The sequence below is a fragment of the Streptomyces brasiliensis genome, assembly GCF_014647875.1.
Classification (GTDB): domain Bacteria; phylum Actinomycetota; class Actinomycetes; order Streptomycetales; family Streptomycetaceae; genus Streptomyces; species Streptomyces brasiliensis.
On the sequence record NZ_BMQA01000001.1, the window covers coordinates 644,938 to 664,911 of the forward strand.

At 72.3% G+C, this 19,974-nt stretch carries 17 protein-coding genes; 6 read left to right on the forward strand and 11 right to left on the reverse strand.

The window, feature by feature from the left end; genetic code table 11:
• Nucleotides 1-9 precede the first annotated feature (9 nt).
• Both IEZ19_RS03020 and lysX read right to left on the reverse strand, forming a co-directional pair.
• Nucleotides 10-852: a polysaccharide deacetylase family protein gene (locus IEZ19_RS03020; protein WP_189309361.1), complete on the reverse strand. Its 843-nt coding sequence runs from the start codon at nt 850-852 to the stop codon at nt 10-12.
• Between the two features lie 92 nt (nt 853-944).
• Nucleotides 945-4,226 carry a bifunctional lysylphosphatidylglycerol synthetase/lysine--tRNA ligase LysX gene (gene lysX, locus IEZ19_RS03025; RefSeq protein WP_189309362.1) on the reverse strand — a complete coding sequence of 1,094 codons (3,282 nt, stop codon included), beginning with the start codon at nt 4,224-4,226 and terminating at the stop codon, nt 945-947.
• 89 nt (nt 4,227-4,315) lie between these two features.
• Between lysX and IEZ19_RS03030 the strand changes: the two genes are divergently transcribed.
• Nucleotides 4,316-4,777: a universal stress protein gene (locus IEZ19_RS03030; RefSeq protein ID WP_189309363.1), complete on the forward strand. Its 462-nt coding sequence runs from the start codon at nt 4,316-4,318 to the stop codon at nt 4,775-4,777.
• Between the two features lie 185 nt (nt 4,778-4,962).
• Entirely contained in the window at nt 4,963-6,375 is a 1,413-nt protein-coding gene (locus IEZ19_RS03035) for an amino acid permease (protein WP_189309364.1), read from the forward strand.
• Nucleotides 6,376-6,387: 12 nt separating this feature from the next.
• Here the strand turns inward: IEZ19_RS03035 and IEZ19_RS03040 are convergent, their stop codons facing one another.
• Nucleotides 6,388-7,539 (reverse strand): CapA family protein, encoded by a 1,152-nt coding sequence (locus tag IEZ19_RS03040; protein WP_189309365.1) that lies wholly within the window; start codon nt 7,537-7,539, stop codon nt 6,388-6,390.
• A 228-nt stretch (nt 7,540-7,767) separates the two neighbouring features.
• On the opposite strand from IEZ19_RS03040, the gene IEZ19_RS03045 reads away from it, so the two are divergent.
• The 3 genes from IEZ19_RS03045 to IEZ19_RS03055 all read left to right on the forward strand — a co-directional run bounded on the left by IEZ19_RS03045 (nt 7,768) and on the right by IEZ19_RS03055 (nt 9,763).
• On the forward strand, nt 7,768-8,316 hold the full coding sequence (locus IEZ19_RS03045) for a sigma-70 family RNA polymerase sigma factor (protein WP_189309366.1): 549 nt from the start codon (nt 7,768-7,770) through the stop codon (nt 8,314-8,316).
• A gap of 136 nt (nt 8,317-8,452) precedes the next feature.
• Nucleotides 8,453-8,968: a hypothetical protein gene (locus IEZ19_RS03050; protein ID WP_189309367.1), complete on the forward strand. Its 516-nt coding sequence runs from the start codon at nt 8,453-8,455 to the stop codon at nt 8,966-8,968.
• Between the two features lie 141 nt (nt 8,969-9,109).
• Entirely contained in the window at nt 9,110-9,763 is a 654-nt protein-coding gene (locus IEZ19_RS03055; RefSeq protein ID WP_189309368.1) for a zf-HC2 domain-containing protein, read from the forward strand.
• Between the two features lie 4 nt (nt 9,764-9,767).
• On the opposite strand, the gene IEZ19_RS03060 is transcribed toward IEZ19_RS03055, so the two are convergent.
• Genes IEZ19_RS03060 through IEZ19_RS03070 form a run of 3 tightly spaced genes read right to left on the reverse strand, consistent with a single transcriptional unit; the run spans nt 9,768 to nt 14,194 of the window.
• Complete coding sequence (locus tag IEZ19_RS03060) at nt 9,768-10,631, reverse strand: Fpg/Nei family DNA glycosylase (RefSeq protein WP_189309369.1); 864 nt, start codon at nt 10,629-10,631, stop codon at nt 9,768-9,770.
• A gap of 30 nt (nt 10,632-10,661) precedes the next feature.
• On the reverse strand, nt 10,662-12,758 hold the full coding sequence (locus IEZ19_RS03065) for a SpoIIE family protein phosphatase (protein ID WP_189309370.1): 2,097 nt from the start codon (nt 12,756-12,758) through the stop codon (nt 10,662-10,664).
• Between the two features lie 59 nt (nt 12,759-12,817).
• The gene (locus tag IEZ19_RS03070) at nt 12,818-14,194 is read right to left on the reverse strand and encodes a DUF6777 domain-containing protein (protein WP_229839867.1); all 1,377 of its coding nucleotides are present in this window, start codon (nt 14,192-14,194) and stop codon (nt 12,818-12,820) included.
• Between the two features lie 117 nt (nt 14,195-14,311).
• Between IEZ19_RS03070 and IEZ19_RS03075 the strand changes: the two genes are divergently transcribed.
• Nucleotides 14,312-15,733 (forward strand): lipase maturation factor family protein, encoded by a 1,422-nt coding sequence (locus IEZ19_RS03075; protein ID WP_189309371.1) that lies wholly within the window; start codon nt 14,312-14,314, stop codon nt 15,731-15,733.
• Here the strand turns inward: IEZ19_RS03075 and IEZ19_RS03080 are convergent.
• From IEZ19_RS03080 to IEZ19_RS03100, 5 genes are read right to left on the reverse strand one after another with little or no spacing between them, the layout of a single operon-like run.
• The gene (locus IEZ19_RS03080; protein ID WP_189309372.1) at nt 15,721-16,560 is read right to left on the reverse strand and encodes an amidohydrolase family protein; all 840 of its coding nucleotides are present in this window, start codon (nt 16,558-16,560) and stop codon (nt 15,721-15,723) included. The two genes, IEZ19_RS03075 and IEZ19_RS03080, sit on opposite strands and share 13 nt — an antisense overlap.
• Complete coding sequence (locus tag IEZ19_RS03085) at nt 16,557-16,871, reverse strand: L-rhamnose mutarotase (RefSeq protein ID WP_189309373.1); 315 nt, start codon at nt 16,869-16,871, stop codon at nt 16,557-16,559. The genes IEZ19_RS03080 and IEZ19_RS03085 overlap by 4 nt, the downstream gene beginning before the upstream one ends.
• Complete coding sequence (locus IEZ19_RS03090; RefSeq protein WP_189309374.1) at nt 16,868-17,836, reverse strand: aldo/keto reductase; 969 nt, start codon at nt 17,834-17,836, stop codon at nt 16,868-16,870. Before IEZ19_RS03090 ends, IEZ19_RS03085 begins: the two co-directional genes overlap by 4 nt.
• Nucleotides 17,833-18,588 (reverse strand): SDR family NAD(P)-dependent oxidoreductase, encoded by a 756-nt coding sequence (locus IEZ19_RS03095; RefSeq protein WP_189309375.1) that lies wholly within the window; start codon nt 18,586-18,588, stop codon nt 17,833-17,835. Before IEZ19_RS03095 ends, IEZ19_RS03090 begins: the two co-directional genes overlap by 4 nt.
• On the reverse strand, nt 18,585-19,934 hold the full coding sequence (locus IEZ19_RS03100) for an L-fuconate dehydratase (protein ID WP_189309376.1): 1,350 nt from the start codon (nt 19,932-19,934) through the stop codon (nt 18,585-18,587). The genes IEZ19_RS03095 and IEZ19_RS03100 overlap by 4 nt, the downstream gene beginning before the upstream one ends.
• Nucleotides 19,935-19,974: the final 40 nt, after the last annotated feature.

Sequence of the window (19,974 nt, forward strand, 5' to 3'; positions counted from 1 at the left end):
GGGGGATGGTCAGCTGAGCCGGCGCCTCGGGACGGTCAGGTGGTAGCCGGAGTCGAGGAGCTTGGGCAGGTAGCGCCGCAGGGCGGTAACGGTCTGGGAGCGGTCGCCCCCGGCGTCGTGGGAGAGCACCACGACGCCGGGGGCGGCGCCGTTCTCCACGCGGTCGACGATGGTGCGGGTGCCCGGGTCGGTCCAGTCGAGGCTGTCGACCGTCCAGGCCAGTGGCTCCATGCCCATCTCGGCGCCCAGTTGGAAGACGTTCCGGTTCCAGGCGCCGTAGGGCGCGCGGAACCACTGGGGGCGGTCCCCGTAGGCCTTCTCGATGACGTCGCTGGTGCGTTCCATCTCGTCGCGGATCCGGGACCGCTTGAGCAGGTTGAGCTGCGGGTGACTCCAGGAGTGGTTGCCGACGACGTGGCCCTCGTCGGCCATCCGGGCCAGCAGGTCCTGGCTCCGGCTGGCCATCCCGCCGCACACGAAGAAGGTCGCGCGGACGTCGTACTCGGCGAGGGTGTCCAGGACGTGCGTGGTGTAGGCGGGATCGGGGCCGTCGTCGAACGTCAGCAGCATGTGCCGGCCGGTCCCCGACATGCGCATGATCGGCACGTGCCGCACTGGTGTGCGTCCGGGGGTGGCACGCGGGGGAACGTCACCGGCGACGGGACTGAGCCGGTAGGCGGAGGAGCCGAGCGCCGAGCGTGCCGGGGGACCTGCGACGGGTGCGCTCGGCGACGCGGGCGTGGCGTCCGTGGTGTGGGACAGGAGCAGGCCGGCGGTGGTGCCCGCCGCCCCCACCGCGGCGGCGCCGGCGAGCAACGCCCGGCGCCGCGTGAGCAACTGATACTTCTTCATGACTTATGAGTCGCCCCGCTGGGCACCGGCGCATCACTCAGCCACCGGTGCGGCGGCGGGAAAGCACCCGCCCGGCCCAGTGCCCTGCCTGCTCAGCGGCGGCGGACCAGCGGGAACGGCAGTGTCTCCCGGATCGTCAGACCGGTGAGGAACATGACCAGCCGGTCGACGCCGAGGCCGAGGCCGCCGGTGGGCGGCATGGCGTACTCGAGGGCGTCGAGGAAGTCCTCGTCCAGTTCCATCGCCTCGGGGTCTCCCCCGGCGGCGAGCAGTGACTGGGCGGTGAGCCGGCGGCGCTGTTCGACGGGGTCGGTCAGTTCGGAATAGGCGGTGCCGAGTTCGGTGCCGAAGGCGACGAGGTCCCAGCGCTCGGCCAGGCGCGGGTCCGTGCGGTGCTGCCGGGTGAGCGGGGAGACGTCGGTCGGGAAGTCCTTGTAGAAGGTGGGCAGCCGGGTGCGCTCCTCGACGAGGCGTTCGTACATCTCGAGGACGACGTCGCCGGGTCCGTCGTCCGCGGTGTAGGGAACGCCGGCCCGGTCGCAGTGCCGGTGCAGCACGGCGAGGCCGGTGCCGGGGCCGATCTCCTCCCCCAGGGCCTGCGAGATCGCGACGTACACCGGCTTCACCGGCCAGGGCCCGGAGATGTCGTGCTCCTCGCCGTCCCTGCGGGCCACCGGGCGGCCGAAGGCGGCGATGGCGGCGCCCTGGATCAGTTCACGGGCGAGGTCGAGCATCACGTCGTAGTCCGCGTGGGCCTGGTATGCCTCCAGCATCGTGAACTCGGGGTTGTGCTTGTAGGAGACGCCCTCGTTGCGGAAGGTGCGGCCCAGTTCGAAGACCTTCTCCAGGCCGCCGACGCACAGCCGCTTGAGATAGAGCTCGGGGGCGATGCGCAGGTAGAGGTCGAGGTCGTAGGCGTTGACGTGGGTGGTGAAGGGGCGGGCGGTGGCGCCGCCGTGGATCTGCTGGAGCATCGGGGTCTCGACCTCGAGGAAGCCGCGGTCCAGGAGGCCCTGGCGCAGGGCCTGTACGACGGTGGAGCGGGCGCGGATCACGTCGCGGGCGGCGGGGCGGGTGGCCAGGTCGAGGTAGCGCATGCGGACGCGGGTCTCGGGGTCGGCGAGGCCGCGGTGCTTGTCGGGCAGGGGGCGCAGGCACTTGCCGGCGAGCCGCCAGGAGGTGACGAAGACGGTCGGCTCTCCCTTCGCGCTGCGGCCGGCGCGGCCGGTCGCGGTGACGATGTCGCCGATGTCGGTGTCCGCGGTGAAACGGTCCAGTCCGGGGCCCGACAGGTCGCGGGTCAGGGCGAGTTGACCGTCGCCGGACCAGTCGCGCAGGACGACGAAGACGATGCCGCCGAAGTCGCGGACCAGCATGATCCGGCCCACGACGGTGACCTCCTCGCCCTCGGGGACGTCGGCGAGGGCGTGGGTCGGCGGTGGCAGGCCCACGGGGTAGGGGTCGGTGCCGGAGGCACGCAGCCGGTCGAGCTTGTGGAGCCGCACGCGGACCTGGTCGGGCAGGCCGGCGTCCGGTGCGGCGGGCCCGGCCGCGTGCTCCCCGCCGGGACCGGGCACGGCCGGGGACGGCAGGGGCTGGGTGCCTACGGGTCGCTGCCCGGGCCTCGCGTGCCCTCTGCCCCAGAGGGTGCGCAGGGACGGTACGGCGACGAAGCCCTCGGCGATCCCGGAGGCGAGGCCGATGCGCGCGAGGGAGGCGGCGTCGCCGTAGCAGAGGAAGCGCGGGTACCACTCGGGGTGGTACTTGGCGTTCGAGCGGTAGAGCGCCTCCAGCTGCCACCATCGGGAGAAGAACAGCAGCAGGCGCCGCCAGAGCCTGAGGACCGGTCCGGCGCCGATGCGGGCGCCCTCCTCGAACACCGAGCGGAACACCGCGAAGTTGAGGGAGACGCGGCGCACGCCGAGTTTCGGGGCGGCGGCGCACAGTTCGGCGACCATGAACTCCACGACGCCGTTGGGGGCGGCGCGGTCGCGGCGCATCAGGTCGAGGGAGATGCCGTCGCGTCCCCAGGGCACGAAGGAGAGCAGGGCGAGGAGTCCGCCGTCCTCGCCGAGGGCCTCGACCAGGAGGCAGTCGCCGTCGGCGGGGTCGCCGAGCCGGTCCAGGGCCATGGAGAAGCCCCGTTCGGTCTCGGTGTCGCGCCAGGCGTCGGCCTTGTCGACGACCTCCTCCATCTCCGCCTCGCTGAGGGTGGCGTGGCGGCGGACGCGGCAGGTGGCGCCGGTGCGGCGGACCCGGTGCACGGCCTGACGGGTGACGCGCATGTCCCGGCCGCCCAGGTCGAAGTCGGGCACGTGCAGGATCGCCTCGTCGCCGAGCTGGAGCGCGCCGAGTCCGGCGCGGGCGTAGGCGCGGGCGCCGGACTCGGAGGCGCCCATCACGGCGGGCGCCCAGGCGTGCCGCCGGGCCACGTCCAGCCAGGCGGCGACGGCGTGCGGCCAGGCCTCCCGGTCGCCCACGGGGTCGCCGGCGGCGAGGCACACGCCGGCCTCGACGCGGTAGGTGACGGCGGCCTTGCCGCTGGGCGAGAAGACGACGGCCTTGTCGCGCCGGGTGGCGAAGTAACCGAGGGAGTCGTCCTCGCCGTACGCGGCCAGGAGGGCGCGGATGCGGGCCTCCTCGTCGCCGTGCAGGGCCGCCTCCAGGCGCTGCGAGCGGAAGAGGGTGGCGGCCGCGTTGAGCAGCGCGAGGGCGCCGAACAGGCCGAGCAGGAAGGTGATCTCGTGCGGCGGGCGGCCGTCGAAGGAGCGTTCGGACACCAGGCCGCCCAGGACCCGGTCAGCCGCCCAGGCCAGGTGCTGTCCGTGTGGCAGGGTGCCGGGGAACAGGGCGACGAGCCCCCAGCCGGCCAGGATCGCCACCACGAGCCCGGCGACCAGGACGGCGATGGCACGGCGGACGGCACCGCGGCGGGAGACGGCGTAGAACTCCCGACGGGCCGCGACCAGGACGGCCAGGGCGAGGCCGCACACCACCAGGGACGGGAGCGACTGGACGTACAGGCCGAGCGCCACACCGATGGCGTCGCTGATGACCAGCAGGCCCAGATAGACGACGACCAGCCACCAGGCGATCCTCTTGCGGGCGGCGGTCGCGGCGGCCAGCAGGAACAGGAAGACGGCGTAGGCGAGGTTGGCGCTGACCGGCACGATGAGCTGGTCGAGGACGCGGACGACCGGGCGGAGCAGGACGCGCAGCGGGGGGATGACGGCGAGCAGGGCGCAGAGCACGCCGAGGGTGCCGAAGAACCCGCCGAAGATCTCGGGCACGTGTCCGAGGCGGCCGCCCGGGGCCGGTCGTGGCGGGCCCGTGGCGCCCTGTCTCCCCTGGGCGGACTCCACGGTGGCGCTCATGTTACGACTCTAGGAAGACCGCGGGCCGCTCGCCCGTCGGGCGGTCCCGGCCGGAAGCGGGAACCGGAGATTCCGATAGCCTCACGGCCGTGACGGAACAGCACTCGCACCAGTTCGAACGGGGCACGGACGGGCCGAAGGTGATCATGGTCGGCGTCGACGGCTCCGACTCCTCGCTGCGCGCCGCGTCGTACGCCGGGGGCCTGGCCCGAAGGCAGCGCGCGCTGCTGGCCGTCGTGTACGTGCAGCCGGTGCTGGCCGCGGGGGCGGCGCTCGGTGCGCCGGTGGCGGAGACGACCGACGAGATCGCCGAGCAGCTGATCGCCTTGATCCGGGAGGCGGCCGAGCGGGTCAAGGGGATATTCGATCTGCGCTGGGAGTTCCACACGTTCCGCGGCGACCCGTACAACGGCCTGGTCAAGGCCGCGGACGAGCTGAAGGCGGACGCGGTGGTGGTGGGCGCCTCGGAGCAGGCGGGGCACCGGATCATCGGGTCCGTGGCGATCCGGCTGGTGAAGGCGGGGCGGTGGCCCGTGACGGTGGTGCCGTGACCGAGGCGGTGCCCTCGCGCGACGGAAGCCGAGGCCGCGGTGCGCTCACGCGGCGGCAGTGGGATGCCGGGGCATGGGCGCCCTCGTGGCCCCGCGGGCCCATGCGTGACGTCTTCCGTCCTGGACGGGCCTGAGTCATCATGAGCGGCCGTCAGCCGTTTGCCGTCGGTGAAGAGGTGAGGCGTATGGCCAAGCTCCGAATGGGTGAAGGCGTTCTCCGCCGCAAACCCATCGAACACATCGAGGACACCGAGGTGGCGGAGGGTCCACGGCTCGAGCGATCGCTCGGTCTGTGGCAGCTGACCGCGATCGGCGTGGGCGGCATCATCGGCGCCGGTATCTTCACGCTGGCCGGGACGGTCGCCAACGGCACGGCCGGGCCCGCGGTACTGGTCTCGTTCCTCATCGCCGGCGTGGCGAGCGCGGCCGCCGCGCTGTCGTACGCCGAGTTCGCCGGGCTCATCCCGAAGGCGGGCTCGGCCTACACCTACGGCTACGCGGTGCTCGGCGAGTTCGCGGGCTGGTTCATCGGCTGGGACCTGCTGCTCGAGTACACGGCGATCGTGGCGGTGGTCGCGATCGGCATCTCTGGCTACTTCAGCTTCCTGGTCGAGGACGCGGGCGCGAACCTGCCCGCCTGGATGCTGGGCGCGCCGGGTACCGGGGGCGGGCACCGGGTCGACCTGTTCGCGGCGGTCCTGTGCTTGCTGATCGCGTGGTTGCTGAACCTCGGCATCAAGAGCGCGGCCCGCTTCGAGACGTTCGTCGTGGTGCTGAAGGTACTGGTGGTGCTGCTGGTGATCGGCGTGGGCGTGTTCCACATCGACACCGCCAACTACCACCCGTTCTTCCCGTTCGGCATCAGCGGCGCGTTCACGGGGGCCGCGACGGTGTTCTTCGCCGTCTTCGGGTACGACGCGATGTCCACGGCGGCCGAGGAGTCCAAGGACGCCCAGCGGCACATGCCGAAGGCGATCATCTACTCCTTGGCCATCTCGATGGTGCTGTACGTGGCGGCCTGCCTGGTGCTCACCGGCATGCAGAAGTACACGGAGATCGACCCGGAGAGCGGGTTCTCGACGGCGTTCAAGTCGGTCGGTCTGACCAGGCTCGCGGATCTCATCGCGGCGGGCGCGATCATCGGCATCCTCACCGTGATGTTCACGTTCATGCTGGGCGTGACCCGGGTGTGGTTCTCGATGTCCCGCGACGGGCTGCTGCCCAAGTGGTTCGCGAAGACGCACCCGACGCGGCATGTGCCGACGCGCGTGACCTGGATCGTCGGGGTGGCGTCGGCCGCCATCGCCGGGTTCCTGCCGATCGGCGAGGCGGCCGAACTGACCAACATCGGCATCCTGCTGGCGTTCGTCGTGGTGTGCACGGCGGTGATCGTGCTGCGTTACCGGCAGCCGGACCTGCCGCGCACCTTCCGCACGCCGTGGATGCCGTTCGTGCCTGCGCTGGGTGTCGTCTTCTCGATCTGGCTGATCACGTTCCTGCAGTGGCAGACCTGGATGCGGTTCGCCGTGTGGTTCCTGATCGGGTGCGCCATCTACTTCGGCTACTCGTACAAGCGGTCGGCGCTGGCGCGGAGTTAGCGGCTCTCGGCCTCAACTCCCCATCAAGAGCCCGTCCTTGGCGGCGCCCCGGCTGAACACCACGTCCCGGATGCGGTCGCGGACCGGGGCCAGTTCGGCGCCGTTCGCGACGGCCGCGTTGAGGTCGACCACCCGGCCGGCGTCGAGGTCGTACATCTGCGGGACGAACTCGGCCCGGGTGACCTGCCAGCGCCCGCCGGGTGTCGCGGGCGGGGAGAAGGTGAAGCGGCCGAGGGTGGACTGGTTGCCGCGCGGGTCCTGGCCGCCCTGGCCGTCCGCCGGCTCGCCGGAGATCTGGTCGCCCAGGCCGTAGACCACCCAGGTGCCGTTGACCTTCTCGTACGGCTGCGGGGCCTGGCCGTGGGTGCCGAGCACGAGGTCGATGTCGGGGCGGCCCCCGGTGTGCGCGGCGGTGATCTGCTTGGCGAGCGTGAGCTGCCGTTGTTCGGGGGCGTCCTGCCAGGCGGTGCCCCAGTGCACGGACACGACGACCACGTCGGCCCCGGCCTGCCGGGCGGTGTGGGCGTCGGCGACGATGCGCCGCAGGTCGAGCGGGTTGACGGCCGCGGGCTGATCGGTCGGGATCGCGTCCGCGTTCGTGTTGTCGGTGTAGGACAGGTACGCGACGCGGGCCGGACCGGCCTGGAGGATCGTGACGGTGCGTGACTCTTCCTCGGTGCGCGCGGTGCCGGCGTGTCCGAGGCCCGCCTGGTCCATGGCGTCCAGGGTGCGCGCGATACCGGCGGGCCCGTCGTCCAGGGCGTGTTCGGAGGCGGTGGAGCATCCGTCGTAGCCGGTCGTGACGAGGGCGGTGGCCACCTCCGGCGGGGACTTGAAGAGGGGGGAGCCGGTGTAGGCGCCGTCCGCGCCATACGCCGTCTCCATGTGGCACAGCGCCAGATCGGCCCGGCGGACGACGGGTTCGATCCCGGCCAGCATCGGGCGGAAGTCGTAGCCCTTGCCGCCGGCGTCGAACTTGGCCCGCTCGATGACCGAGGCGGACGGCAGGACGTCGCCGGAGGCGACAAGGGTGAAGCCGCGGGCGGTGGAGGCGGGAGCCGGGCGTCCGGTGGCATGCTCCTGCCGGTTCTCGGCCTGACAGGCGGCGCCCGCCGCGAGAACGGCGGTCAGAGCCAGGGCCACCTGTCGTCTGCGTGCGATCATCAGCTCACCCCAGATTTGTCGTATGTATGGAAAGTCTCATGTACGACCACATGGGTACGAATCCGACTCGCCTCGCAAACGGTCCCGGCCTTCTCATTAACCCGTCCGGTGTCGCGGACGGGACCTGTCGGACCGTTCGTCGTACCGTTCGCCGACACGATCGACCGTCCGGCGCAGACCCCTGTGCGCGCCCTGTCCCCCCGGCGCGCCTTGAGGTGCCATACGGCCATGACGGCCGGAACCACCCTCGCCCACGGGACGACGACCGCCGAGCACGAGCTCGCCGCGCTGCAGCGCGAGCACGGCCGCCCGCTGTTCGCGCTGCTGCTGCGGCTGTGCGACGGGGACCGGCAGCGCGCCGAGGACCTCGTGCAGGAGACCCTCGTACGCGCCTGGCAGCATCCCGAGGCGCTGCGCGCCGACGACTTCGACTCCGTACGGCCCTGGCTGCTGACGGTCGGCCGGCGGCTCGCGATCGACGCGCGGCGCGCCCGGCAGGCGCGCCCGCCGGAGGTCGGCGACGCGATCCTGGAGAACGCGCGGGTGTGCGCCGACCACGCCGAGCGGTCGGCCGCGATGCTCGACGTCCGGGAGGCTGTGAAGACACTCACTCCGGAGCACCGTGAAGTCCTGGTGCTGGTGTACTTCCAGGGGGCGAGTGTGGCGGAAGCCGCGGAAACGCTGGGGATTCCGCCCGGTACTGTGAAGTCGCGCGCGTACTACGCGCTGCGCGCCCTGCGCCGGGTGCTTCCGGGTTACGCGGCCGACCTGCGGTGAAACCGGGGGCCGGGTCAAGCCTTCGCAAAGCGCCTTGCTGACGACCATGTTTGAGCAATCAGCTGTCTTCATCCGCGTTCCGGACCGGGGGCTCGGGTTCGGGCGACGCGCACGCACCGGAGGAAGGCAGGAAGGGATGCTGCACAGAGGTCAAGAGAGCACGGACGGCACCGGCGGCGGAGAACTGACCGTCCCCATGGCCTGGCTCTACGCCGAGTACATCGCCGACGAGCTGCTGCGGACCGGCGACCTGATGCCGCCCACGTCCTTCGAGTTCCGGGCCGGCCGGGACGCGCTGGCGCTGACCGTCTTCCTGTCCGACACCGACGGCGAGCTGTCCGGCATCCGGGTCGTCTCCCAGCTGGAGACGTGGCTGTCGCTGACGGCGTACGACCAGCCGTGGCAGGACTGGGTGCGGCGGCGGATGGCCCAGGTCGCCGCCGAGACGGTCCGGTCGCGGACCCCGTCGCCCGACCTGGACCTGGCGGCCGAGGCGTGGCGCTGGCTGCAGGAGACCGAGCTGCTCGCGCCGGACCTGGACGCGGTGCCGGGAGGCGGGCTGGTGGTCGGCGAGGACGACGGGCCGAAGGTGTGGACGCCCGCCTGGCAGCTCGGTCTGCCCCTGGGACATCTCGCGATCCATCTTTTCTGAATCGGGACCAATCCGCGGGGCCCACGGCTCCGAACACCCTGGTCGCGATTCTGCCGGTGTCTTGAGTGATTCGGCTGTCCGGTGCGTACCGGTGGGAGCAAGGAGTAACCCCACCCGCACCCAACGGCACGAGGATTCGGCATGAGGTCCCAGGAACGGCATCGCGACGTCGGCGCGTACGCGCTCGGCGTGCTGGACGAGGCGGAGGCCTTCCGCTTCGAGGACCACCTCATGGAGTGCCCCCGCTGCGCGGCCCACGTGACCGAATTCGGGCCCGCGGCACGGCAGTTGCTGCTGTACCGGCGGGCCACTCCGCGCTTCGTGCACCCCATGACCCAGCCCGGTCCCCGGTTCCTGGACCGTCTGCTCGGCGAGGTCACCGCCCGGCACCGGGCGCGCCGGCGGCGTCTGCTGTACGGGCTGGCCGCCTCGGTGGTGTTCGCCGTGGCCGGTCCCGGGATCGCCGTGTACACCGCGGGGCACGGGAGTCCTGTGGCGCGGGTCATCACGGCGACCGACGCCACGTCGGGCGTGTGGGCGCGGGCGAGGACGTGGGAGAAGGACTGGGGCAGCGATGTCGAGCTGCGGGTGAAGGACGCGGCGGGGCCCCGCTCCTGCCGCCTCGTCGCCGTCGGCCGCGACGGCACGGAACAGGTCGTCGCCAGCTGGACCGTGAGCGGCCACGCCGGGACAGACACCGTGGACGGCAGCGCGGCCCTGCGTCCGGACGAGATCGACCACTACGACGTGCGCACCCAGGACGGCGCCCACCTGGTGACCCTCGACGCCGGATAGCCCGCTACTTCAGCAACCGGGACATCCTGCGGTCCGCGAGGGGCTTGCCGCCCGTCTGGCAGGTCGGGCAGTACTGCAGCGAGGAGTCGCTGAAGGAGACCTCGCGGACGGTGTCGCCGCACACCGGGCAGGGCTCGCCGGTACGGCCGTGGACGCGCAGACCGCTCTTCTTCTCCGCCTTGAGCCGCCCGGCGGCAACGCCCCGGGAGCGTTCGACCGCCTCGGTGAGGGTGGTGCGCAGCGCCGTGTAGAGCCGCCCGGTCTCCTCCGGGGTCAGCGACGAAGCCAGTTTGAACGGGGACATCTTCGCCGCGTGCAGGATCTCGTCGCTGTACGCGTTGCCCACGCCCGCGATCAGGCTCTGGTCACGCAGGGCGCCCTTGAGCCGGCGCCGCTCGTCCGTGAGCAGCGCCGCGAAGCGGGCCTCGTCGAAGTCGGCGGCGAGCGGGTCGGGACCGAGGCGGGCGACGCCGGGCACCTCCTGCGGGTCGTTGACGATGTACACCGCGAGGCGCTTCTGCGTTCCGGCCTCGGTGAGGTCGAAGCCCGCACCGGTCTCCAGGGCGACACGCAGGGCGAGAGGGCCCTTGCCGGGGCGGGGCGGACCGTCGGGGAGCCGGTCCTTCCACTGGAGCCAGCCCGCGCGGGCCAGGTGGGTGACGAAGTGCGGGCCGCCGTCCGTCTCCAGGTCGAGGAACTTGCCGTACCGGTGCACGGCGGTCACCTCGTGGCCCTCGAGGGCGGTGAGCGGCGGGTCGTAGGTCTTCAGCACGCTGATCGCGACAGGCAGCACGCGTACGACCTCGTGGCCTACCAGGTTCTCGGTCAGGAAGTCCCTGAGCGCTTCCACCTCGGGCAGTTCCGGCATACGTCCAGGGTGCCATCCGGGACCCGCGTGTCAGGTGTGTCCCGTGCGTTGCGCCATCTGGAACTCGCACCACACGCACTTGCCGCCGCCGCGCGCCTCCACGCCCCACACGTCGGTGAGCCGGTCGACGAGGAGCAGGCCGCGCCCCGAGACCCCGTTCTCGCCCGCCTCACGGCGGCGCGGCAGGGCGCTGGAGGAGTCCTCGACCTCGACGCGCAGTCTGCGGTCGCTGCCGGTGAGGACCCGCAGGGTGAGGATCGCGGAGCCCTCGGTGTGCATCAGGGCGTTGGTGATCAGTTCGTCGGCGACGAGCTCGATCTCGTCGGCGCGGGTCCGGGCGCCCCAGGCGCGGACCGCAGCGCGGATCATGTGCCGGGCCAGGGTGAGGGCGTCCGGATCGCCGGGGGCCACGTGCTGCTGGAGCCGGCCGCCGGACCGCACCGAGTCCAGTGTGCGGCGGCGCAGCAGGAGCAGCGCCACGTCGTCGTCGCCGCCGCGCTTCTCCGCCACCTCGATCAGCCGGTCGGCGAGACCGCGCACGTCGTCCGGGCCGTCGGCGACGAGTCTCGTGAGCAGCCGAATGCCGTCGTCGAGGTCGGCGCCGGGCTGCTCCACCAGTCCGTCCGTGCACAGCAGCAGGGTCTGGCCGGGGCCGAGTTCGACGGTGGTGACCGGGTACTCGAGCCGCCCGAAATCGGCGGACAGGCCGAGCGGCAGTCCGCCGTCGACGCAGACGCGCCGGCAGCCGCCGTCCGAGTGCCGGATCAGCGGGTCGATGTGCCCGGCCCGGACCATCTGGACCACGCCGGTGGTCAGGTCGGCCTCCGCGTACAGACAGGTCGCGAAGCGGTCGGTGTCGAGTTCGTGCAGGAAGACGGAGGCGCGGGCCATCACGGTGGCCGGCATGTGGCCCTCGGCCGCGTAGGCGCGCAGCACGATGCGCAGCTGGCCCATGACGGCTGCCGCGTGCGTGTCATGGCCCTGGACGTCGCCGATCACGGCGCCGACGCGGCCGCCCGGCAGCGGGATGAGGTCGTACCAGTCGCCGCCGATGTCCCGGCCCGGCGAGCCCGCTGCGGAGCCGGCGCGGTAGCGGACGGCGACGTCGGCGCCCCGGACGCTGGGGATGGTGCGCGGCAGCATCGCCTGCTGGAGCCCTTGAGCGAGGTCCTTCTCCTGCTCGTAGAGCATGGCGCGTTGCAGGCTCTGCGCGATGCTGGTGCCGAGGGCGACGAGGACGGCCCGCTCCTCCGTCGAGAACCCGCGCCGGTCGCTGTAGAGCAGCCCCATCGCGCCGATCGGGCGGGCCTGGGCGATGAGCGGGAGATAGGCGGCGGAGGTGATGTCGAGGCCGGTGATGTGCGGCCAGAGGATCGGGTAGCCCTCGGCGAACTCCTCCGGCGACTCGATGAAGCGTGGGCTGAGGGTGCGCACGACCTCGCCCATGGGGTACGGCTCGTCGATCCGGGTGACCCGGGTGCCGGGCACGAAGCTGCCCTCCGGGCCCTCGGCGACCAGCCGGATACGGCCCGCCTCCAGGAGACCCATCACCAGACTCGCGGCGCCGATGTTGCGGACGCCGTGGGTGTCCTTGAGGACGTCGATCACGTCCTGCACGCCGCGGGCGTGCGAGAGGGCCGCCGTGATGACCTCGACGACGTTTGTCTGCTGGCGGAACGCGGCGTCCCGGGCGGCGCGCACGCTGCGTGCCTCGGCGTCCGCCAGCTCCTCGGTGGCGTCGCGGACGATGCCGATGATCCGGCGCGGCCGGCCCGCCTCGTCGCGCCGGATGTAGCCCTGGGTGTGGGTCCAGCGGCGGGTGCCGTTGCGGCGGCGGATGCGGAAGTACGCCCCGTACGTCTCGCTGCCGTCCTTGATGGCGCGGGTGACCACGGCGTCGAGTCGGCTGCCCTCCGGCTGCGGAACCCGGATCGCGAGGCCTTCGGGGCGCCCGTCGAACTCCTCCGGGAGGATGTCGAACACCTCGTGCGCCTGGGCGTCCATCTGGAACAGACCGGCGTCCAGGTCCCAGTCGAAGCTGCCCATGCGGTTGAGCGCCAGGATCGGGTCCGGGTGGGCGGGCCAGTCGTCCGGGACTGACTGGGTGCTCGCTCCCCGATCAGCCATGGAGCCACCTTGCCAGGAGTCGTCCGATTCTTCGACCGGTGCCGGGCCGCTGCGCGGGCTCAGCCGCCGAAGACGTCGGTGGGGCTGTCGAAGATGCTGTCGACGGCCGGGTGGGTGTCTGGGATCGGAGTGGCGGTGTCGGGGCGGTGGGGTTTGCCGGGGGCGGTCCCGGGGTCGATCCGGGTGGCGTCGGGCGTGGCGCTCTGCGGCGGCGGAGCGGGTGACGGCGTGCCGGTGGGACGGTCGGCCGGCGTGCCTTCGGAGACGGTGCTTCCGGGGGGCGTGGTGTCCGTCGGGACGGTGGTCGTGGCGCAGTCCGCGGGCTGCACCGCCGGCCGGGCGGGAGGCGCCGCCTCGGCCATGGCCGGGGCGGCGGTGACCGCGGGGGCGGCCGGCGGCGCCGTGCCGCAGTCGGTCGTCGAGGCGCAGTCCGTGAGTGGCGTCGTCGGCCGGACCGGGGCTGCTTCATCACCTGTGGCCGGGGTGACGCTGACCGCGGGGGCGGTCGGTATCGGTGTGGTGCGCGGGAGCGTCGGCGGCGTGTCGCAGTCGGTCGTCGTTCCGCCCGCGGAGGCGCTGGAGGCGGTGTCCGGTGGGACCGGCGGTGCTGTCGGCGGGTGTTGGGTCTCCCCCGGCGGTGGCGCCACGGGGCGGTCCTGGCCGACGTCCTGGCCGACCCGGCGTTCGATCCAGATGCGGGTCTCCAGGTCGAGGATCGTGATGCCGGTGACGTCACGCGGCGCCGGGGTCACGACGATCACGTCGGCGGCCCGGTAGCCCGACCAGGGACTTCCGCTCGTGCCGGCGTCGTCCCGGGCCAGGTCGGGGGGGAGCAGCGGGTTGCCGCAGGCGCAGCGGACACGGGGCACGCCCCGGGCGTCGACGAGGACGGCGGTGCCGGCCTGGAGGACGGACTGGAATCCGGCCGCACGCCCGGTGCGGTAGCCGTGGTTGGTGACCCGGGTGTCGGCGCGCAGCGCGACCGGGGTCAGCCCGCGCAGATATCCGGGCAGGAACGCCTCCTCGACGCCCTCGGCCTGTGCGAAGGCGCGGCCCTTGGCCGGGTCGGCGGTGAGGTAGCCGATCTCCCGCTCGACGTCGCAGCTCGCGACCCCGGCCGTGCCGCCGTACAGGCCCGGCGTGCCGCCGGAGAGGGAGCGCGCCGCGCTAGGGGGCGCGGAGGCGGTGCGGGTGTCGGCGGCGGGCATCGCCGGTACGGCCGTACGGGTGACCGGGGGCGGGAGGCCCGGGCCGGTGGCCGTGGAGTCGGTGAAGGGGTCGGGGCCCCGGGCGTCGACCGGTTGCAGCAGGACGTCCCGGCTCACTCGCGTCTCCGTGGCTCCGCCGGCGCATCCGGCCACGAGCAGCAGCACCGCGAGCACACAGGCCGTGACGATGCTTCCGCTGGGTATCTGCACCGCGTTCTCCCACGTCATGTCGGGTAGTTCGCCACTATTGTCTGCTTCACTCACTTGGGTCACGCAAGCGGAGCGGCCCGCTACGGACAGTGGCGCAGGCGTGCGGCGTGACAATGGAGGCAGGAGCGCACGGCCGTGGACTGGTTCATCGCACCCGAGTACTGGTGGAGCCGACTGGTCTTCCAGCGGGCTCTCGCCGGCTTGTACCTCGTCGCCTTCCTGACGGCGGCGCTGCAGTTCCGCGCCCTGCTCGGCGAGCGAGGCATGCTGCCCATCCCCCGGTTCGTCGCACGGGTGTCGTTCCGACGCGCGCCGAGCGTGTTCCAACTGCACTACTCGGACCGCTTCTTCGGGGCCTGCTCGTGGGCGGGCTGTGCGGTGTCGGCGGCGCTGTTCGCGGGGCTCGACTCCCACGTCCCACTGTGGGGCGGGATCCTGCTGTGGCTGGTCCCCTGGGCGCTGTATCTGTCGATCGTCAACGTCGGCCAGACCTGGTACGCGTTCGGCTGGGAGTCACTGCTGCTCGAGGTCGGCTTTCTGGCCGCGTTCCTGGGCAACGATGAGGTCGCGCCCCCGATCGTCGTCCTGTTCCTGCTGCGCTGGATCCTGTTCCGGGTTGAGTTCGGCGCCGGTCTGATCAAGATGCGCGGGGACGCCTGCTGGCGGAAGCTCACCTGCCTGGACTACCACCACGAGACCCAGCCGATGCCGGGACCGTTGAGCTGGTTCTTCCATCACCTGCCCAAGCCGCTGCACCGGGTCGAGGTGGCGGCGAACCACTTCACCCAACTCGTGGTGCCGGTGCTGCTGTTCACCCCGCAGCCCATCGCGACGGCCGCCGCGTCCCTGATGATCGTCACCCAGCTGTGGCTGGTGCTGTCCGGCAACTTCTCCTGGCTCAACTGGATCACCATCGTGCTGGCCGCGTCGGCGCTGCGTCTGCCGGGGAGCGCGCCGTCGGTGCCCCCGACGCCGCTGTGGTACGAGGTCGTGGTCCTGGCCGTGGCCGCCCTGCTCGGGTACCTCAGCTACCACCCGGTGGTGAACCTGGTCTCGCGCCGCCAGGTCATGAACCGCTCCTTCGACCCGCTCCACCTCGTCAACACCTACGGCGCGTTCGGCAGCGTCAGCCGGTTCCGCTACGAGGTGGTGGTCGAGGGCACGCTGGACGACGTACCGCGCGAGGACTCGGACTGGCGGGAGTACGAGTTCAAGGGCAAGCCCGGCGATCCACGGCACTGGCCGCGCCAGTTCGCCCCGTACCATCTGCGGCTGGACTGGCTGATGTGGTTCGCCGGGCTGTCGCCCGCGTACGCCGGGGAATGGTTCGGCGGTCTGATGGAGCGGCTGCTCGAGGAGGACCGCGACACGCTCAGGCTCCTGCGCCGCTCCCCGTTCCCGCCCGGCGAACCCCCGCGCTACGTCCGCGCCCGTCTCTTCCGCTACCGCTACACGACCTGGCGGGAGCTGCGGGAGACGGGCGCGTGCTGGGAGCGGACGTACGTCCGGGAGTACATGCCGCCGACCCGGCTGGCGAGGGCGGCTCAGAGGTCGTAGACGCGGGTGGCGGTGGCCTCGAAGACCTGGGTGCGCTCGGTCTCGCCGAGGGTAGCCGTCAACTCCCGGGCCAAGTCCAGCACTTCGCCGTACGTCGCCGCCAGGGTGCACACCGGCCAGTCGGAGCCGAACATCAGGCGGCCCGGGCCGAAGGCCTCGAGGGCGGCCTCGGCGTACGGGCGCAGGTCGTCGGTCGTCCAGCGTGCGGGGTCGGCCTCGGTGACCAGGCCGGAGAGTTTGGCGACCGTGTTGGGGAGGGCGGCGAGGGTGCGCAGGGCCGTCTCCCAGGGTTCGCGTTCCTGCCGTGCGACAGGCGGCTTGCCCAAGTGGTCGAGAACGAAGGTGAGTTCAGGAAGCGAGTCGGCCGTCTTGGCGCAGGCCGGGAGCTGGTGCGGCAGGACCACGAGGTCGTAGACCAGGCCCGCGTCGGCGACCGCGGCCAGGCCCCGGCGGACGTCCGGCCGCACCAGCCACTCGGGGTCCGGTTCGCCCTGGACCTGGTGGCGGATGCCCTTGAGGTGCCGGCCGCCGGGGAGTTCGCGCAGCCGGGCGAGTTCGTCGGCGATATCGGGACGGGTGAGGTCGGTCCAGCCGACGACGCCCGCGATCAGGTCGTGCGCGGCGGCGAGGGCGAGGAACTCCGGGGTCTCCTCCGGCACCGTGATCGTCTGCACGAGGACCGTACGGTCCACCCCGGCCGCGCGGGCCTCGGGGGCGAGGTCGGCGGTCGTGAAGTTCCTCCGGAGGGGCTGGAGTTCGGGTCCCGTGATCCAGTCCTGGTCCCGTACCGACAGGTCCCACACGTGGTGGTGGGCGTCCACCGTCATGGCAGCTCCCATACGACGGGCAGCCCGGCGTCCGCGCCCTCGTCGGAGTAGTCGTGCACGACGTCGAGGAGTTCGGCCATCCGGGCCTGCCAGGCGACGTTGACGGGCAGTTCGTTCAGTTCTGCGAGGAGGCGGCCGTAGTCCTCGCACTCGAGAAGGTGGAAGAGGTCTGTTCCGCTGCGCCAGATCGTCCAGGAGGTGGCGCCGGCCGCGCGGATGGCGGCCGTCAGCTCCTTCGGCACCTCGCGGTGGGCGGCCTCGTACTCGGCGATGTGGTTCGCGCGGACCCTGGTGTGCAGGGCGACTCTCATCTCGGTTCCTCCGGGAGCAGCAGGCCGGTTTCGCGCAGTTCCTGCCAGAAGGCGGCCGGGACCGGTGTCCCGAACTGTTCGGCGCAGTCGCGTACTTCTGCCGCCGAGCGGGCACCGACCAGGACTGCGACGACGGCCGGGTGCGCGGAGCAGAAGGCGAGCGCGGCGGCGCGCAGCGTGATGTCGTGACGGTCGGCGACCGCCCGCATGCGCTGGACCCGGTCCAGCAGTTCGGCGGGTGCTTCCGTGTAGTTGTACGTCGCTCCGGGCCGCGGATCGGCCAGCAGACCGGAGTTGAAGGCGCCGCCGATGACCACCGGGACGCCCCGCTCCACGGCGGCGGGCAGCAGTTCGGCCCCCGCGCTCCGGTCCAGCAGGGTGTACCGGCCGGCACAGAGCACCACGTCGACGTCCGTGTCGCGGACGAACCGGGTGAGCATCGCGGCCTGGTTCATGCCGGCGCCGATGGCTCGTACCACGCCCTCCGCACGCAGCTTCTCCAGGGCCGGGTAGCCCTCGCGGAAGGCCTGTTCGGCGTGGTCGTCGGGGTCGTGGAGGTAGACGACGTCCACCCGGTCGAGGCCGAGGCGTTCCAGACTGGCCTCGAGGGTGCGCCGGATGCCGTCGGCGCTGAAGTCCCAGACGCGGCGGTGCCGGGCGGGTACGGCGAACCCGTGGGCGAGGTCGTCGCCGCCCTGGTCCGACGGTTCCAGCCGGCGGCCGACCTTGGTGGAGACCGTGAACTCGTCCCGGGGCAACTCCCGCAGGGCGGCACCGAGTCGGGTTTCGGCCAGGCCGAGGCCGTAGTGCGGGGCGGTGTCGAAGTAGCGGACGCCCGACTGCCAGGCGGCTGTCACCGCCTCGTACGCCTGCTCGTCGCCGACCTCGGTGTACAGGTTGCCGATCCCGGAGGCGCCGAAGGCCAGGGCGCTGACCTCGACGCCGCTGCGGCCGAGGGCGGTCACCGGGCGGCCGGGCGCAGCCGCAGGCCCTGCATGCCGCCGTCGACGGCGAGCGCGGTGCCGGTGGTGGCGCCGGAGAGCGGGCTCGCCAAGTAGGCGATGGCGCCGGCGACTTCGGCTGCGGCGACGAGGCGTCCGGTGGGCTGGCGGGCCTCCAGGGAGGCGCGTTCCGCGCCGGGATCGTCGGCGGCGTCCAGCAGTCGGCCGATCCACGGGGTGTCCACCGTGCCGGGGTTGACACAGTTGACGCGGATGCCCTCGCGGACGTGGTCGGCGGCCATGGCCAGGGTCAGCGAGTACACGGCGCCCTTCGTTGCGCTGTAGAGGGCGCGTTGGGGAAGGCCGGCGGTGGCCGCGATCGAGCAGGTGTTGACGATCGCCGCGTGCGCGGAGGCGCGCAGGTGCGGGAGGGCGGCGCGGGCGGTACGGACCATGCCGAGCACGTTGACGTCGAAGACGCGGCGCCACTCGGCGTCGTCGTTGTCCTCGACGGTGCCCTGGGCGCCGATACCGGCGTTGTTGACCAGGACGTCGAGCCCGCCGAGGCCGGCCACGGCGGCGGCCACGGCCTCGCGCACCGAGGTGTCGTCGGTGACGTCGGCCCGGCAGGCGAGGAGCGGCTTGTCCACGCTGGACGGGTCGAGGTCGAGGACGGCGACCTGGGCGCCGCGCCCGGCGAGGAGTTCGGCGGTGGCCCGGCCGATCCCGGACGCGCCGCCGGTCACCAGGGCCCTGAGGCCCTCGAAGTCGCTCATGCCGCCTGTCCCTTCCGGGTGTCGGGGTCGGTGGCCCAGAAGGTGCCGCCGGGGTACGTGTACCGGGCGATGGACTCGGGCCGCATGGCGGCCGAGAAGCCCGGCGCGGTGGGTGCCGTGTAGTGGCCCTCGCGGACGACCACGGGGGCGAGGAAGTGCTCGTGGAGGTGGTCGACGTACTCGATGACCCGCTTGTCGGTGGTGCCGGAGACGGCCAGGTAGTCGAACATCGAGAGGTGCTGGACGAGTTCGCACAGCCCGACGCCGCCCGCGTGCGGGCAGACGGGGACGCCGAACTTGGCCGCGAGCAGCAGGATGGCGAGGTTCTCGTTGACGCCGGCGACCCGGGCCGCGTCGATCTGCACGACGTCGATCGCGCCGGCCTGGAGCATCTGTTTGAACACGATGCGGTTCTGGACGTGTTCGCCGGTGGCGACCTTGACCGGGGCCACGGCCCGGCGGATCGCGGCGTGGCCGAGGACGTCGTCGGGGCTCGTGGGTTCCTCGATCCAGTACGGGTCGAACTCGGCTAGGGCCCTGGTCCAGCGGATCGCCTCGTCGACGTCCCAGCGCTGGTTGGCGTCGATGGCGAGCCGGATGTCCGGTCCGACGACTGCGCGGGCGACGCGGCAGCGCCGTATGTCGTCGTCCAGGTCGGCGCCGACCTTCAGCTTGATCTGCCGGAAGCCGTGGGCGACCGCCTCGGCGGCGAGCCGGGTCAGTTTCTCGTCGTCGTAGCCGAGCCAGCCTGCGGAGGTGGTGTAGGCGGGGTAGCCGCGGTCGAGGAGCCGGACCCGGCGCTCCTCCCTGCCCGCCCGGCCGCGGGCCAGGATCTCCAGCGCCTCCGCCGGGGTGAGCGCGTCCGTGAGGTACCGGAAGTCGATCTGCCGTACGAGCCACTCCGGTTCGGCGTCGGCGAGCAGCTGCCACAGCGGTTTCCCAGCGCGTTTGGCGGCGAGGTCCCACACGGCGTTGACCAGGGCCCCGATCGCCATGTGCATCACACCCTTCTCGGGCCCGAGCCAGCGCAGTTGGCTGTCGCCGATCAGCGCGCGGTTCAGGGTACCCGGGTCCGCGCACAGCTCGTCGACGGACCGCCCGACCACATGGTGCCGTAGAGCGTGGATCGCGGCGACCTGTACCTCGTTGCCCCGCCCGATGGTGAACGTGAAGCCGTGCCCCTCGGGTCCGTCCGGAGCGTCGGTGCGCAGCACGACATAGGCGGCCGAGTAGTCGGGGTCCGGGTTCATCGCGTCGGAGCCGTCGAGCTCGCGCGAGGTGGGGAAGCGGATGTCGTAGGTGTCGACTGAGGTGATACGGAAGGGTGTCGGGGAGGTCGGTGTCACAGAGGGCCTTTCGGTCGGTGGCGTGAACCCGGTGAGCCGT